Annotated in this window: 13 protein-coding genes; 6 read left to right on the forward strand and 7 right to left on the reverse strand. The window is 67.2% G+C overall.

The window, feature by feature from the left end; genetic code table 11:
- From ACAG25_RS11650 to ACAG25_RS11660, 3 genes are all read left to right on the forward strand, one after another.
- A complete protein-coding gene (locus ACAG25_RS11650) occupies positions 1-1173 on the forward strand; it encodes a thiolase domain-containing protein (protein WP_370488582.1) in 1173 nt (390 codons plus the stop codon).
- A gap of 199 nt (positions 1174-1372) precedes the next feature.
- The gene (locus ACAG25_RS11655; RefSeq protein ID WP_370488583.1) at positions 1373-2515 is read left to right on the forward strand and encodes a Rieske 2Fe-2S domain-containing protein; all 1143 of its coding nucleotides are present in this window, start codon (positions 1373-1375) and stop codon (positions 2513-2515) included.
- 11 nt (positions 2516-2526) lie between these two features.
- On the forward strand, positions 2527-2985 hold the full coding sequence (locus ACAG25_RS11660) for a hypothetical protein (RefSeq protein WP_370488585.1): 459 nt from the start codon (positions 2527-2529) through the stop codon (positions 2983-2985).
- Between the two features lie 22 nt (positions 2986-3007).
- Here ACAG25_RS11660 and ACAG25_RS11665 read toward each other — a convergent pair whose 3' ends face one another.
- The 3 genes from ACAG25_RS11665 to ACAG25_RS11675 are packed head-to-tail and all read right to left on the reverse strand — an operon-like array spanning position 3008 to position 6068.
- Positions 3008-4153 (reverse strand): sulfotransferase, encoded by a 1146-nt coding sequence (locus ACAG25_RS11665; protein ID WP_370488587.1) that lies wholly within the window; start codon positions 4151-4153, stop codon positions 3008-3010.
- Positions 4150-4938 (reverse strand): SDR family oxidoreductase, encoded by a 789-nt coding sequence (locus ACAG25_RS11670; protein ID WP_370488589.1) that lies wholly within the window; start codon positions 4936-4938, stop codon positions 4150-4152. Before ACAG25_RS11670 ends, ACAG25_RS11665 begins: the two co-directional genes overlap by 4 nt.
- A 2-nt stretch (positions 4939-4940) precedes the next feature.
- Positions 4941-6068 carry a hypothetical protein gene (locus ACAG25_RS11675; protein ID WP_370488590.1) on the reverse strand — a complete coding sequence of 376 codons (1128 nt, stop codon included), beginning with the start codon at positions 6066-6068 and terminating at the stop codon, positions 4941-4943.
- 89 nt (positions 6069-6157) lie between these two features.
- Between ACAG25_RS11675 and ACAG25_RS11680 the strand changes: the two genes are divergently transcribed.
- Positions 6158-7063 (forward strand): IclR family transcriptional regulator, encoded by a 906-nt coding sequence (locus tag ACAG25_RS11680; protein ID WP_370488592.1) that lies wholly within the window; start codon positions 6158-6160, stop codon positions 7061-7063.
- Here ACAG25_RS11680 and ACAG25_RS11685 read toward each other — a convergent pair.
- Both ACAG25_RS11685 and ACAG25_RS11690 read right to left on the reverse strand, forming a co-directional pair.
- On the reverse strand, positions 7060-7809 hold the full coding sequence (locus tag ACAG25_RS11685; RefSeq protein WP_370488594.1) for a hypothetical protein: 750 nt from the start codon (positions 7807-7809) through the stop codon (positions 7060-7062). The genes ACAG25_RS11680 and ACAG25_RS11685 overlap by 4 nt on opposite strands.
- A 295-nt stretch (positions 7810-8104) precedes the next feature.
- Positions 8105-10180 (reverse strand): ATP-dependent DNA helicase RecQ, encoded by a 2076-nt coding sequence (locus ACAG25_RS11690; protein WP_370488595.1) that lies wholly within the window; start codon positions 10178-10180, stop codon positions 8105-8107.
- A gap of 53 nt (positions 10181-10233) precedes the next feature.
- Here ACAG25_RS11690 and ACAG25_RS11695 point away from each other — a divergent pair, with 53 nt between their 5' ends.
- Together ACAG25_RS11695 and fmdA are read left to right on the forward strand one after the other, a co-directional pair.
- Entirely contained in the window at positions 10234-10515 is a 282-nt protein-coding gene (locus ACAG25_RS11695) for an FmdB family zinc ribbon protein (protein ID WP_370488597.1), read from the forward strand.
- Between the two features lie 10 nt (positions 10516-10525).
- Positions 10526-11779 (forward strand): formamidase, encoded by a 1254-nt coding sequence (gene fmdA, locus ACAG25_RS11700; protein WP_370488599.1) that lies wholly within the window; start codon positions 10526-10528, stop codon positions 11777-11779.
- Here fmdA and dmpG read toward each other — a convergent pair.
- Both dmpG and ACAG25_RS11710 read right to left on the reverse strand, forming a co-directional pair.
- Positions 11769-12824: a 4-hydroxy-2-oxovalerate aldolase gene (gene dmpG / locus ACAG25_RS11705; protein ID WP_370488602.1), complete on the reverse strand. Its 1056-nt coding sequence runs from the start codon at positions 12822-12824 to the stop codon at positions 11769-11771. The genes fmdA and dmpG overlap by 11 nt on opposite strands.
- The gene (locus tag ACAG25_RS11710; RefSeq protein WP_370488604.1) at positions 12821-13771 is read right to left on the reverse strand and encodes an acetaldehyde dehydrogenase (acetylating); all 951 of its coding nucleotides are present in this window, start codon (positions 13769-13771) and stop codon (positions 12821-12823) included. The genes dmpG and ACAG25_RS11710 overlap by 4 nt, the downstream gene beginning before the upstream one ends.
- Between the last annotated feature and the right edge of the window lie 6 nt (positions 13772-13777).

Here is a 13777-nt window from a genome sequence, read left to right on the forward strand (position 1 = left end):
ATGACCAAGAAGCTGGCCGCGGTGCTGGGCACCGGGCAGACGAAGTACGTCGCCAAGCGCAAGGACGTCTCGATGAACGGCCTGGTGCGCGAGGCGATCGACCGGGCACTGACCGACGCCGGCGTCACGCTCGCCGACATCGACGCCGTTGTGGTGGGCAAGGCGCCCGACTTCTTCGAAGGCGTCATGATGCCCGAGCTGTTCATGGCCGACGCCACCGGCGCGACGGGAAAGCCGCTGATCCGTGTGCACACCGCCGGTTCGGTGGGCGGGTCGACGGCGATCGTGGCCGCCAGCCTGGTGCAGTCCGGCAAGTACCGCCGCGTCCTGACGATGGCGTGGGAGAAGCAGTCGGAGTCCAACGCGATGTGGGCGCTGAGCATCCCCGTGCCGTTCACCAAACCCGTCGGCGCGGGCGCGGGTGGCTACTTCGCACCGCACGTGCGCGCCTACATCCGCCGCTCCGGTGCGCCGACACACATCGGGGCGATGGTGGCGGTCAAGGACCGCCTCAACGGTGCGAAGAATCCCCTGGCGCACTTACACCAGCCCGACATCACCCTGGAGAAGGTGATGTCCTCGCCGATGCTGTGGGACCCGATCCGCTACGACGAGACCTGCCCGTCGTCCGACGGCGCGGCCGCGATGGTGATCGGCGACGAGGCCAGCGCCGACGCCCGGGTCGCCGACGGGCATCCGGTGGCCTGGATCCACGCGACCGCGCTGCGCACCGAGCCGTTGGCCTACGCGGGCCGCGACCAGGTGAACCCGCAGGCCAGCCGTGACGCCGCGGCCGCGCTGTGGAAGGCCGCGGGCATCACCAGCCCGATCGACGAGATCGACGTCGGCGAGGTGTACGTTCCGTTCTCCTGGTACGAGCCGATGTGGCTCGAGAGCCTCGGCTTCGCCGCCGAGGGCGACGGCTGGAAGCTCACCGAAGCAGGCGAGACCGCCATCGGCGGGCGCATCCCGTTCAACCCGTCCGGGGGCGTGCTGTCGTCGAACCCGATCGGTGCGTCGGGGATGATTCGCTTCGCCGAGTCCGCCATCCAGGTGATGGGCAAGGCCGGCGAGCACCAGGTGCCGAACGCCCGCAAGGCCCTGGGCCATGCCTACGGCGGCGGCGCCCAGTACTTCTCCATGTGGGTCGTCGGCGCCGACAAACCCGCCTAATTTCCCGCCGAACTTGCATTCCACGCGCGTCAAACGCAGTTTTGACGCGCGTGGAATGCGATTTCGGCGGCAAAGGGTGAGCTGAAGACGTCACAAACGGGTACCCCAACGCGCAGGTGAGAGCCGTTCGATTGCGCTACCCCGCGCAAAAACTGTAACGTGTTCTAGTTAGAAGCACCGAGAAGCTGGGAGGCCCGAGGTGAGCACGGAAACGGCGGGAATTCGCGAGATCGACACCGGCACGTTGCCCGACCGGTATGCCCGGGGCTGGCACTGCCTGGGACCGGTGAAGAACTTCACCGACGGCAAGCCGCACGGCATCGAGATCTTCGGCACCATGCTGGTGGTCTTCGCCGATTCCAAGGGGGAGCTCAACGTCCTCGACGGGTACTGCCGGCACATGGGCGGCAACCTGTCCCAGGGCACGATCAAGGGCGACGAGATCGCGTGCCCGTTCCACGACTGGCGCTGGGGCGGCGACGGCAAGTGCAAGCTGGTCCCCTACGCCAAGCGCACTCCGCGCCTCGCGCGTACCCGTGCCTGGCACACCGACGTGCGCGGCGGCCTGCTGTTCGTCTGGCACGACCACGAGGGCAACCCGCCGCAGCCGGAGGTCCGGATCCCGGAGATCCCGCAGTGGTCCAGCGGCGAGTGGACGGACTGGAAGTGGAACTCGATGCTGATCGAGGGCTCCAACTGCCGCGAGATCATCGACAACGTCACTGACATGGCCCACTTCTTCTACATCCACTACGGGCTGCCGACGTACTTCAAGAACGTCTTCGAAGGCCACATCGCCAGCCAGTACCTGCACAACGTGGGCCGCCCCGACGTCAACGACATGGGCACCGCCTACGGAGACGCGTCGCTGGACTCCGAGGCCAGTTACTTCGGCCCGTCGTTCATGATCAACTGGCTGCACAACACCTACGGCGACTTCAAGGCCGAGTCGATCCTGATCAACTGTCACTACCCGGTCACCCAGGACTCGTTCGTGCTGCAGTGGGGTGTGATCGTCGAGAAGCCCAAGGGCCTGGATGACAAGACCTCGGAGAAGCTCGCCGATGCCTTCACCGACGGCGTCAGCAAGGGCTTCCTGCAGGACGTCGAGATCTGGAAGCACAAGACACGCATCGACAACCCCCTGCTGGTCGAGGAAGACGGCGCGGTGTACCAGATGCGCCGCTGGTATCAGCAGTTCTATGTCGATGTCGCCGACGTCACGCCGGAGATGACCGACCGCTTCGAGATGGAGGTCGACACCACGGCCGCGGTCGAGAAGTGGAACGTCGAGGTGGAAGAGAACCTCAAGGCACGGCAGGCCGAGAAGCAGTCGACCTGAGGATTGCGCTGATGGAGTCCCGCCCCGATGTCGACCAGGTCGCGAAGTCGATGCTGCTGCTGCACGGCGGCCACGACGACGAGGACCACGCTCACCACGGCGCCAACGGACGGGAGGGTGGAACCTGGAGCAAGGCACCGAGTTTCGCGTCCGACCCGGACCGTGCCGCTGCGGTGAGGGAGGCGTCGCTGCGCGACCGGGAGCGGTATCTGACCGCGGGACTGGTCACCGTCGACTGCCGCTACTGCCACGTCGCGGTCAAGGTCAAGAAGCTCGGTCCCGCGCATACCTCGGTTCAGTGGACCAGCGATGCGACCGCCCGCTGCGCCCATTTCGAGGAGATCCGGCAATCGGGCGGCGACCCGGCCCGGGAGCGCTCCTGCCCCCGAATGACCGACAGCATCAAGCACGCCGTCGCCGAGGGCTGTCTGGAGGAGTATTCGAGCGCCCCGGCGCCCGGCGACGGCTGAGCCGTCCATCAAACCGCGACGGCTAGAGGTTCTTGAACCGTGCCTTGACCTGTTCGGCGCTCAGGCCGTAGTCGGCCAGTGAGTAGGTGTGCTTCGGGGCGCGCGGACCCTGCTTACTCTGCTCGTGGCTGGCATCCATGGCCGCGCGGGCATCGTCGGTCATGTCGATGCCGAAGTGTGCGTAGATCGCCGCCACCGTGGCCACCGGGTCGGCGACGAAGTCGAAGTAGTCCATGTCGTAGAACTGCGCCGGATTCTGTTGCGCTCGCACAGCATTGAACCGCTCCAAGCCGCGCGACCAGGTCTCCAGCGAATCCGCGCCGATGACGTCGCCGACGAACGTGTTGGACCAGCCCGCGGTGGTGTGCTGGGCCAGTGAGCACATCGACGCCATGATGGTCTCGGCCGGCCGGTGGCACTGGATCACCAGCGCGTCGGGATAGGTGGCGAACAACGCGTCGAGCGCGAACAGGTGGCTGGGGTTCTTCAGGACCCAGCGCTTGTCGACGTCGTTGAGCCCGATCAACTGCAGGTTGCGACGGTGCCGCTGATACGACGGCGTCCAGTCCTGGCGTGCCAGCCACTGCGAGTAGGTCGGCACATGCGCCAGCGTCTCGTAGGACACCGAGTGCAGCGACTGGCGCAGCAGCTGCCAGCACTCCTCGACCTCGTCGGCGGTCATGTAGTGCAGTCCGGTGTAGTCCGGGTTCTCGTCGTGGGCCTTGGCGAATTGGGCGGCCAATTGGGCGAACACCGGGTTCTGCTCCCAGGTCTCGCGTGGGGGTCGGGGTTGCGGGAACTCCGCGAGCCACAGCTCCAGACCCTGGTGGCGGGGGTCGGCGGCGAGCAACCGGTGCAGTGCAGTGGTCCCCGTGCGCGGCAGACCCGTGACGAAGATGGGCTGCCGGATCTCGACGTCGGCGTACTGCGGGTGCTGCTTCCACGCCGCTTCGGACACCAACCGGGCTACCAGTGCGTTGCGTAGGAAGAAGCGCGACATCTTGCTGCCGATCTCGGTCAGGTCGGCATCGCGGGCGTAGGAATCGAGCAGGACGCCGAGCGCCTCACGGTAGTTGTCGTCGTCGGTGCCGAAATCGTCGAGCCCACAGGCCTTCACAGCCGAAGCGTGCAGGTCCTCGACGGTTCCCACGTTCGTGCGCGCGCTCATGCCTTGTACTCCCCGCAGTTGACGTCGAGTGCCTGACCGGTGATGCCACTGGACAGGTCGCTCGCCAGGAACAGGATGGCTGAGGCCACCTCGTCCTCGGTGGGCAGTCGTTTGAGGTCGGACGCGGCGGCGGTGGCCTTGTAGATCTCGTCGACGGTGGTGCCGTACTTGCCGGCCTGGTGGGTGAAGTAACTCTCCAGCGTGCCGCCCCAGATATAGCCGGGCAGAACGGAGTTGACGCGGATGCCCTGCTCCCCCAGTTCGGTGGCCAGCGACTGGGACATCGCCAGCAACGCCGACTTGGCCATCTTGTATGCGCCGTACTTGGCCTGGGAGTGCCGGATCACCATCGAGTTGACGTTGACCACCGAGCCTTGGGCCTGCGCCAGCGCCGGCGTGAAACCCTGGATCAGACGCAGCGCGCCGAACACCGTCAGCTCGATCGCCTCGCGCATGTGCTCGAACGTCGTGTTGGCCAGGGGCTTCATCGACGGGACCCGGAACGCGTTGTTGATCAGGACATCCACCCGGCCGAACTCACCGGTGGCCTTGTCGACCAGGTTCGCGACCTGCGCGTCGTCGGTGATGTCGGTGCCGACCGACAGGGCGCGCCGGCCCAGACCCTCGACCTGCTCGGCCACCTCGGCGAGCCGTTCGACGGTGCGGGCGGCCAGCACGACGTCGGCGCCGGCCTCGGCGCAGCGCCGCGCCAGGGTGGTTCCCAGCGCCGGCCCCACACCACTGATGACGACGATCTTGCCCTCGAGCAACGGCAGCGTACTCATGGTCAGCCCACCATCCTGTGTCCGATTTGGCTCTGCCGCAGCGCGATCCGTTGCCTCCAGGCGTCTGCGGTGATGCGGTTGTCCTCGTAGTAGGGCAGCGCGTCGGCCACCTGATCGACGCCGAGCACCTGCACCGTCGGCCCGTCTGCCTCCGTCATCTCCCGGGACAATCGCTGCCACCGGAACTGCAGATATCCCTTGCGGTGCCCCAGGGTTTCGACCCAGTTGGTGACGCCGGGGTCGGTGTCGGAGACGACGATGCGGATCTTCCCGTCTGGATCGGCTTGCGCCTGTGTGCCGTTCAGCGATGTCTGGTGGTTGATGTAGTCCAGCGAGATGTACCACAGGCTGCCCAGCTGGAATCCCATGTACGGCGCGTCGGACACCGGCACGGTGATCACCATGGCCTCGTCCGGCGCGAGATCGAAGTGCCCGACCGACGAGTACTGTGTGGCCAGGCCGCCCGGTGTCAGCCGCGGCGCCACCATCGTGTTCACCGGCAGCGTGTCGTAGAACCACTGCGGGAACTGCAGCCAGGTCTTGACCCGCTGGACCAACTGCTTGCCCGCGACGGTGTATCGCTTCTCGATGAGCTCCCGCGTCAGCGGTGGCGGCGCGGTGCCGACGGTGTCGGTGCGCGCGATCGCGAAGGTGCCACGCTGGGCCGACCAGTCGTTGTAGACCTCGCGGATGACCAACTGCGCCGGGGTTTCGGGGGTGAACCGCCACTCGAACGTGCCGTCGGGGGCGATGTCGAGTTTGCGATCGTCGAACGCGGTCTCGCTGTCCGGGACCACCTCGTCGGTGTACTCACCGCCGATCAGCTGGAAGCTGACATCGGTGGTGGTGCCGCGACGTCCGGTGACGACGTACTCGCACCCGGGCAGGACCCTGGTGCCGAAGTAGAGGGTGTCGGGATTGTCGAGGCCCATCTTCGTGAACGGACCGGTCCCGCTGTGCAGGAACGGGTGGTCACGGTCGTAGTCGAACGCCACATGGGTGCAGGCGGCGATGCAACCGGCAAGGTACTGCAGGCCTTCGAGCAGATCGGCCTCGGATTCGATGAACGGGGCCGCCGCGACGAGTTTCTCGGCTTCGGCGACGGCATCGACGAGCGGCTGCGTGTACACAGTTGTGAAACTAGAACCCGTTCCACTAGTAGTCAATATATCGACCGGGGCGTTCCAAATATGGACCGAAATGCGGTAGCCTGCGCACCATGTCCGAGCCACTGCCGGGACGTGCGTCGCCGCCCACGGACCGGGTGGTGCGCATCCTCGACTTCCTCGGCGAGCGGCCGCAGGAACGGTTCGGGGTCTCCGAGTTGGCCCGGCGTGTGCAGCTGAGCAAGCCCACCTGCCTCGGGATCGTCGGCGCGCTGACCGACGCCGGCTATCTGGTCCGGGATCCGGCCGACAAGACCTATCGACTGGGCCCCGCCCTGATCCGGCTCGGTCAGCGTGCCCAGCAGTCGATGCGCGTGAGCCCGGCCGCGCACGAGGAACTGCGCGTGCTGTCGTCGCGATTCGGGGCCACGACTGCGCTTTCGGCGGTCGTCGACGACCGGATCACACTGCTTGATCTCGCCGCTCCGGCCGGGACCCGACCGGGTGTCGAGGTCGGTCAGAGCTACCCGTTCGCCCCTCCGGTCGGGCTGATGTTCGTGCTGTGGGACGACGAAGCCGCACACGCCTGGCTGCAGAAGCCCCCGACCATCGCGCTGCGGACGGACACCGAGCGCTTGCAACGGGTCATCGCGACGTGCCGTGCCGATGGCTACCTCGTGGAACGACAGACACCGGGTGGGCGGCGCCTGTACTCGCTGATGGCGGGGATGCCCACCGATCTGCCCGACGAGTTGCAGGCGTTGCTCAGCGAGCTGGTGTCCGACATCGGCGAACGGGTGTACCTCGGCGAGGAGATCCGCAGCCGCACACGGCACGACATCAGCGTGATCTCCGCGCCGGTCTTCGACCACGACCGGCGCCAGGCGATGGTTGCCTCGTTACATGTCGGTAAGCCGTTGACCGACAACGAGATCCGTGAGCGCGCCCGGGCAGTGGTCGACACCGCCGATGCGGTCACCCGGCAATTGGGCGGCAGCAAGCCGTCGAAGGCCCCCTAGGCAGCCGTAGTTTCCTCGTCCGAGGGCTCGGCCGCTGTTGTTGTGTCGCCGACGGATTCGTCTGTCGCCGTGCTTTCCTCGACATCGGCCGCTTCTTCCATGTCAGTGGCCCCTTCCGACTCGACGACGATTTCCGGCTCGGTGGCCACTTCCGGCTCGGCGGCTTCCTCGACTTCCGGGACCGTCTCGGACTCCGCCTCGATCTCCGCCGTCTCGATCGCAGGCGGCTCGGGCTCGGTCTCGACCACTTCCGGCGTTGTCGTGTCCGGAACTTCGGAAGCTTCTTCGGTGTCGGTGGCCTCAGCGATATCGGCAACCTCGGGAACATCGGGGACTGCGGTCCTGTCCTGCGTCGCCGCACGCGCGCGGCCGCTCGTCATACCGGCCTCGGCATCCTCGCTCAGCGACGTGTCCTCGGAACGCATGACGGATTCCGGTGCGGGCGGGTCGGGAATCGGAACACCGATCCCGAAGAGTCGCAGGATCGGGTCCAGCACCGAGTCGATCGCGGCGCCGACGAAGGCGGCGATGGGAGTCACGAAAAGGAGGAAGCCGCCGAAGATCGGCTTCAGGGATGCCGGCGCGGCGTTGACGAGCCAGACCAGAGGTTGCAGCGCCAGACTGATCAAACGGGTGGCGAGTCGGAGGTCGCCGAGGGTCGCCTCGGCCACTACCGCACTGTCCTCGGGGGGCAGCACGGCCGCTGCGTCTGCTGCCGCGGCTTCGGCCAGTGCGTCGACGAGCACTTCGGGTGGGATCGGGAGAGGTTGCGACCGAGCCGTGAGCGCGACGACCTGCGTGTCGGCTCGCGCGGTGGGCGCCTCGACCGATGGCGCGAGGAAACCGCACACCAGGACGGTGGCTGTGGCGAGGGCACAGGTGGCAGTGAGCGAATCCCGGTGGTGCCGGCGCGGCGCTGATACTTCCGACATGATCGATTCCTCTCCTACGGGGCTCTATCAGAGGAATCGTCGAACGGTGATCGGACCGGGCGGGCAGTAGTCCGCTACTGCACTTCCACACGTCCGCTAGGCGTCGGGTTCAACTGGTGGCGGCCACGACGAACGGCAGCACTTCCTGCGCCCCGCCCGCACGGGCAGTGCGCGCCGCCGTCGTCAGCGTCCACCCGGTGTCGGTGAAGTCGTCGACGAGCAGCACCGGACCGTCGCAGTCGATGTGCGGCTGTTCCCAGGCGCCGTGCAGCGCCGCGACCCGGTAGGCGGAGTTCGCGGCCGTCACCGGCTGATGGGTCGGCGCGTAGCGCAGGATGCCGAGGTTTTCGAGCCGCCCGATCTGCGCAAGTTGGGCAGCCAACGAGGAGATGAGCTGCGGATGTGTCCGCGAGTCCAGTCCCATCACGGCGACCGGCCGGCGTTCCCAGTCCCACGCCTTGAGGACGGTCACCGCCGCGCGAAGAACGTCGTCGGGCACCTCCTGATCGGGCTCGGCCATCAGGCGCCGTAGCCGCGCGCCCCAGCCGAGGTCGGTGAGCCGGCCGATTGCGCGGCCGACGCCGGCCCCGTCGGTGATCCGCCCCGACAGGTTCACGCCCAGCGCTGCAAGACCGGAGGGCCACTGTTTGCGGGGTGCGAGCGTCACGCCGGGACGGCGCAACCGGTCGGCGGTGGCGTCCAGCGTCGCCTCGTCGACAGCGGCCGGATGGTGCTCACCTGTGCAGTTGTCGCACCGTCCACAACGCTCGTCGGACGCAAGCTCGGGATCGTCGAGTTGGCGGCGCAGGAACACCATGCGGCAACCATCGGTGTCCTGGTAGTCGAGCATGGCCTGTTCCTCACGCCGCCGGGCGTCGTCGAGGGCACGGTAACGCTCTTCGTCGTAGGTCCACGGTTGACCGGTGGACAGCCAACCGCCCTTGACCCGGCGCACCACACCGTCGACGTCGAGCACCTTGAGCACCATCTCGAGCCGGGACCGGTTCAGGTCCACCTGGGTTTCCAGCGCGGGCGTCGACTGGGGTCGCTCGGTGTCCAGCGCGGCGAGCACGTTGCGCACCAACGGTTCCGGCGGGAACGCGACCGAGGCGAAGTATCGCCAGACGTCCTGGTCCTCCCGGCCCGGAAGCAGGATCACCTCGGCGCTGTCGGTGGCGCGGCCCGCGCGACCGACCTGCTGGTAGTACGCGATGGGAGACGACGGTGCGCCGAGGTGCACGACGAAGCCGAGATCCGGTTTGTCGAAACCCATTCCGAGCGCCGAGGTGGCCACCAACGCCTTGACCTTGTTGTCGAGGAGATCGGACTCGAGTTGTTCGCGTTCGGTGGTGTCGGTGGAGCCGGTGTAGGCCGCGACCGCGTGCCCGCGCTCGGAAAGCAATCCGGCCACGTCGTGGGCCTGGGCCACGGTCAGGGTGTAGATGATTCCCGAACCGGGCAGCGAATCCAGATGCGCGGCAACCCATGCCGCGCGTGCGGCGGGGCCGCCGGCTTTCACCACCGCCAGTCGCAGCGATTCGCGGTCCAGCCCGCCGCGCAGCACCAGGGTGTCACCACCGCCGACATCGAGTTGGGCCGCCACATCGTGGACCACCCGGTCGTTGGCCGTCGCCGTGGTGGCCAGCACCGGCACACCTGAACCGAGTTCGGCGACCAGCGTCCGGATGCGGCGGTAGTCGGGACGGAAGTCGTGGCCCCAGTCCGACACGCAGTGCGCTTCGTCGACGACCACGAGGCCGGCGTCGGCGGCCAGCGCGGGCAGCACGTTGTCACGGAAGTCGGGGTTGTTGAGGCGTTCCGGACTGACCAGCAGCACGTCGACGTCTCCCGCGGCGACCTGCTGACGGATCGCGTCCCATCCGGTGACGTTCCCGGAGTTGATGGTGGCGGCCCGAACACCGGCGCGCTGGGCCGCCCCGACCTGGTTGCGCATCAGCGCCAGCAGAGGGGACACGATCACCGTCGGACCGAAGCCCGCGGCGCGCAGCAGCTTCGCGGCGATGAAGTACACCGCCGACTTGCCCCACCCGGTGCGCTGCACGACCAGCGCACGCCGCCGGTGCACCACCAGCGCCTCGATCGCCGCCCACTGGTCGTCGCGCAGCGCGGCCCGCGGCCCGGCCAGGTCTTCCAGAATCGCTTGCGCCTGCTCGCGGATCGTCATCGACTCATCGTGCCTGCACGGTTATGCCCGAAACGATCGGGTATGGCCCGACCATGGTCCTCTACACATACCGTTGCGACTCGGGCTGCGGTGTCACCGCCCAGATGCACCCGATGCGCGACCGGCCGGACGTTGTCGATTGCCCGACGTGTTCGGGCCTTGCCCGCAGGACGATGTCGGCTCCCCACCTGGGTCGTTCCGGCACCGCGATGGCGCTCCACGACGCGACCCGAGCCAGCGCCGATCAGCCTGGGGTCGTCAACGCACCCCCGTCGAGCACCCGGCGGCAGAGAACCACCGTCAACCCGCTGCACCGAACACTCCCGCGACCCTGAAGGAAGACCGATGCCCGAACTGATTTTTCCGCTGGACTCCACGAAGAGATTCGTCGACCAACAGGTGCTCGGTCACAACCGTTGGCACCCCGACATCCCGGCCGCTGTCACCGTCAGGTCCGGTGACTCGTTTCGTCTGCACTGTCGCGAGTGGTTCGACGGCGACATCCACAACGACGACTCCGCCGAGGACATCCGCGATGCCCCGATGAGCAAGGTGCACGCCTTGTCCGGCCCGGTCGCCGTCGACGGTGTGCGGCCCGGCGACCTGCTGATGGTGGACATCCTCGACGTCGGCCCCATTCCACAGGAGGACTCGGGACCCCTGGCCGGTCAGGGCTGGGGGTACACCGGCATCTTCGCCAAGAGCAACGGGGGCAGCTTCCTCGTCGACCAGTTCCCGGACGCGTACAAGGCGGTCTGGGACTTCGCCGGCGAGAAGGCGACGTCGCGACATGTCCCGGGTGTCGAGTTCACCGGGATCATCCATCCCGGTCTGATGGGCACCGCCCCGTCGGCGGATCTGCTCGCGACCTGGAATGCCCGGGAGGCCGCGCTGATCGCGACCGACCCGGATCGGCTACCGCCGCTGGCGCTGCCTCCGGAACCCGACGACGCGGTGCTCGGCACCCTCACGGGCGACGATTTCTCCAGAGTCGCGTCCGAAGCCGCCCGCACCGCGCCCCCGCGGGAGAACGGCGGCAACATGGACATCAAGAATCTGACCAGAGGCAGCCGGATGTTCTTCCCGGTGTACGTCGACGGCGCCAACCTCTCGGTGGGCGACCTGCACTTCTCCCAGGGAGACGGCGAGATCACCTTCTGCGGCGGCATCGAGATGGGCGGCTTCATCGACCTGCACGTCGATGTCATCCGTGACGGGATGCAGACCTACGGAGTCACCGAACATCCGATCTTCATGCCCGGCAACACCCAACCGCAGTATTCCGAATGGTTGGTGTTCTCCGGCACCTCGGTCACCCTCGACGGTGAGCAGCGGTATCTGGATTCCCAGCTCGCCTACCAGCGTGCGTGCCTGCACGCGATCGACTACCTGACGAACTTCGGCTACAGCCCGGAACAGGCATACCTGTTGCTGGGTGCGGCACCCATCGAGGGGCGGTTCTCGGGAGTGGTGGACATCCCGAATTCCTGTGCGACCGTGTACCTTCCGACGGCCATCTTCGATTTCCCCGTCGTCCCGTCGGCGGGCGGGCCGACGAAGATCGACCCGGGAATCGGGGCTCCGCGCGCTACGGCGTAGCTGCCGCCTCCTGCTCGCGCTTGATCTCCAGCGCGATGTCGATGAGCTGGTCTTCCTGGCCGCCGATCAGCTTGCGCTGCCCCGCGCGGTGCAGCAGCTGGTGTGCCGGGACGCCGTAGCGCTCGGACTGGCGGATGGCGTGCTTGAGGAAGCTGGAGTACACCCCGGAGTAGCCCATGATCAGGGCGTTACGATCCAGCAGGCATTCCGCGGGCATGGCCGGCGCGACGACTTCTTCGGCCGCGTCGGCGATGTCGAAGAAGTCGATTCCGGTCTTGACACCGATCTTGTCGAACACGCCGATCAGGGCCTCGACCGGGGCGTTGCCGGCACCGGCGCCGAACCGGCGGCACGAGCCGTCGATCTGCTTGGCGCCGGCCCGTACGGCCTCGATCGAGTTGGCGACGCCGAGCCCGAGGTTCTCGTGGCCGTGAAAACCGACTTGCGCATCGTTTCCGAGTTCGGCGACCAGCGCAGCCACCCGGTCCCGGACGCCTTCGAGGACCAGCGCACCGGCAGAGTCGACCACGTACACGCACTGGCAGCCCGCATCAGCCATGATGCGCGCCTGCTTGGCGAGTTTCTCCGGGCTGATGGTGTGGCTCATCATCAGAAAGCCCACGGTCTCCAGACCGAGTTCTCGAGCCAACCCGAAGTGCTGGATGGATACGTCGGCCTCGGTGCAGTGCGTCGCGATGCGGCAGATCGATCCGCCGTTGTTCTGGGCCTCCTTGATGTCCTCCTTGGTGCCGACACCCGGCAGCATCAGGAAGGCGATCTTGGATTCCTTGGCGGTCTCCGCGGCCAGCTTGATCAGTTCCTGCTCGGGCGTCTTGGAGAAGCCGTAGTTGAAGCTGGACCCGCCCAGCCCGTCACCGTGGGTGACCTCGATGACGGGCACCCCGGCCGCGTCGAGGGCGGCGACGATGGCGCCGACCTCGTCCTTGGTGAACTGGTGACGTTTGTGGTGGCTGCCGTCGCGCAGCGACGTGTCCGTCATCCGGACGTCCCACACCGGGTTGAAGTAGATGTCCTCGGTGCTCATGATTGGCCTCCTGCCGTCGCGGAGAGCGACGCTCCACCTGTCTGCTCCTCGCGCGAGCGCTCGTCGCGCGCGATCTCTTCGCCGACCTTGGCCGCCGCGGCGGTCATGATGTCCAGGTTTCCAGCGTAGGGCGGCAGGTAGTCGCCCGCACCCTCCACTTCGACGAACACGGTCACCAGGTGGTTGCCGCCGTTGACCACCGACGGTTCGTCGAACTGCGGTTCGTTGAGCAGGCGGTACCCGGGCACATAGGTCTGCACCTCGGCCACCACGTCCTTGATGGACTGGGTGATCGCGGCGTGGTCGGCATCCTCCGGGATCGCGCAGAAGATGGTGTCGCGCATGATCATCGGCGGCTCGGCCGGGTTCAGGATGATGATCGCCTTGCCGCGCTTCGCACCGCCGATGACCTCGACCCCGGCGCTGGTGGTCTTGGTGAACTCGTCGATGTTGGCGCGTGTGCCCGGTCCCGCGGATGCCGAGGACACCGATGCGACGATCTCGGCATAAGGAACGTCCACCACTCGGCTCACGGCGTGAACCATCGGGATGGTCGCCTGCCCGCCGCAGGTCACCATGTTCACGTTCGGCGCATCGAGGTGCTCGCGCAGGTTCGCCGGCGGGATCACCCCGGGCCCGATCGCGGCGGGGGTCAGGTCGATGGCGCGGATCCCGGCGTCGGCGTACTTGGGTGCGGCGTCGCGGTGCACGTAGGCGCTGGTGGCCTCGAACACCATGTCGGGTTTCTCCGACTGCGCGAGCAGCCAGTCCACGCCCTCGTGCGACGTCTCCAGTCCGAGCTTGCGCGCCCGGGCCAGCCCTTCGCTGTCGGGGTCGATGCCGATCATCCAGCGCGGCTCGAGCCACTCCGATCGCAACAGCTTGTAGAGCAGGTCGGTGCTGATGTTGCCGGATCCCACGATCGCGACGGATAACTTGTTCGGCATGGACGA

This window comes from Mycobacterium sp. pV006 (assembly GCF_041287115.1).
Taxonomy (GTDB): domain Bacteria; phylum Actinomycetota; class Actinomycetes; order Mycobacteriales; family Mycobacteriaceae; genus Mycobacterium.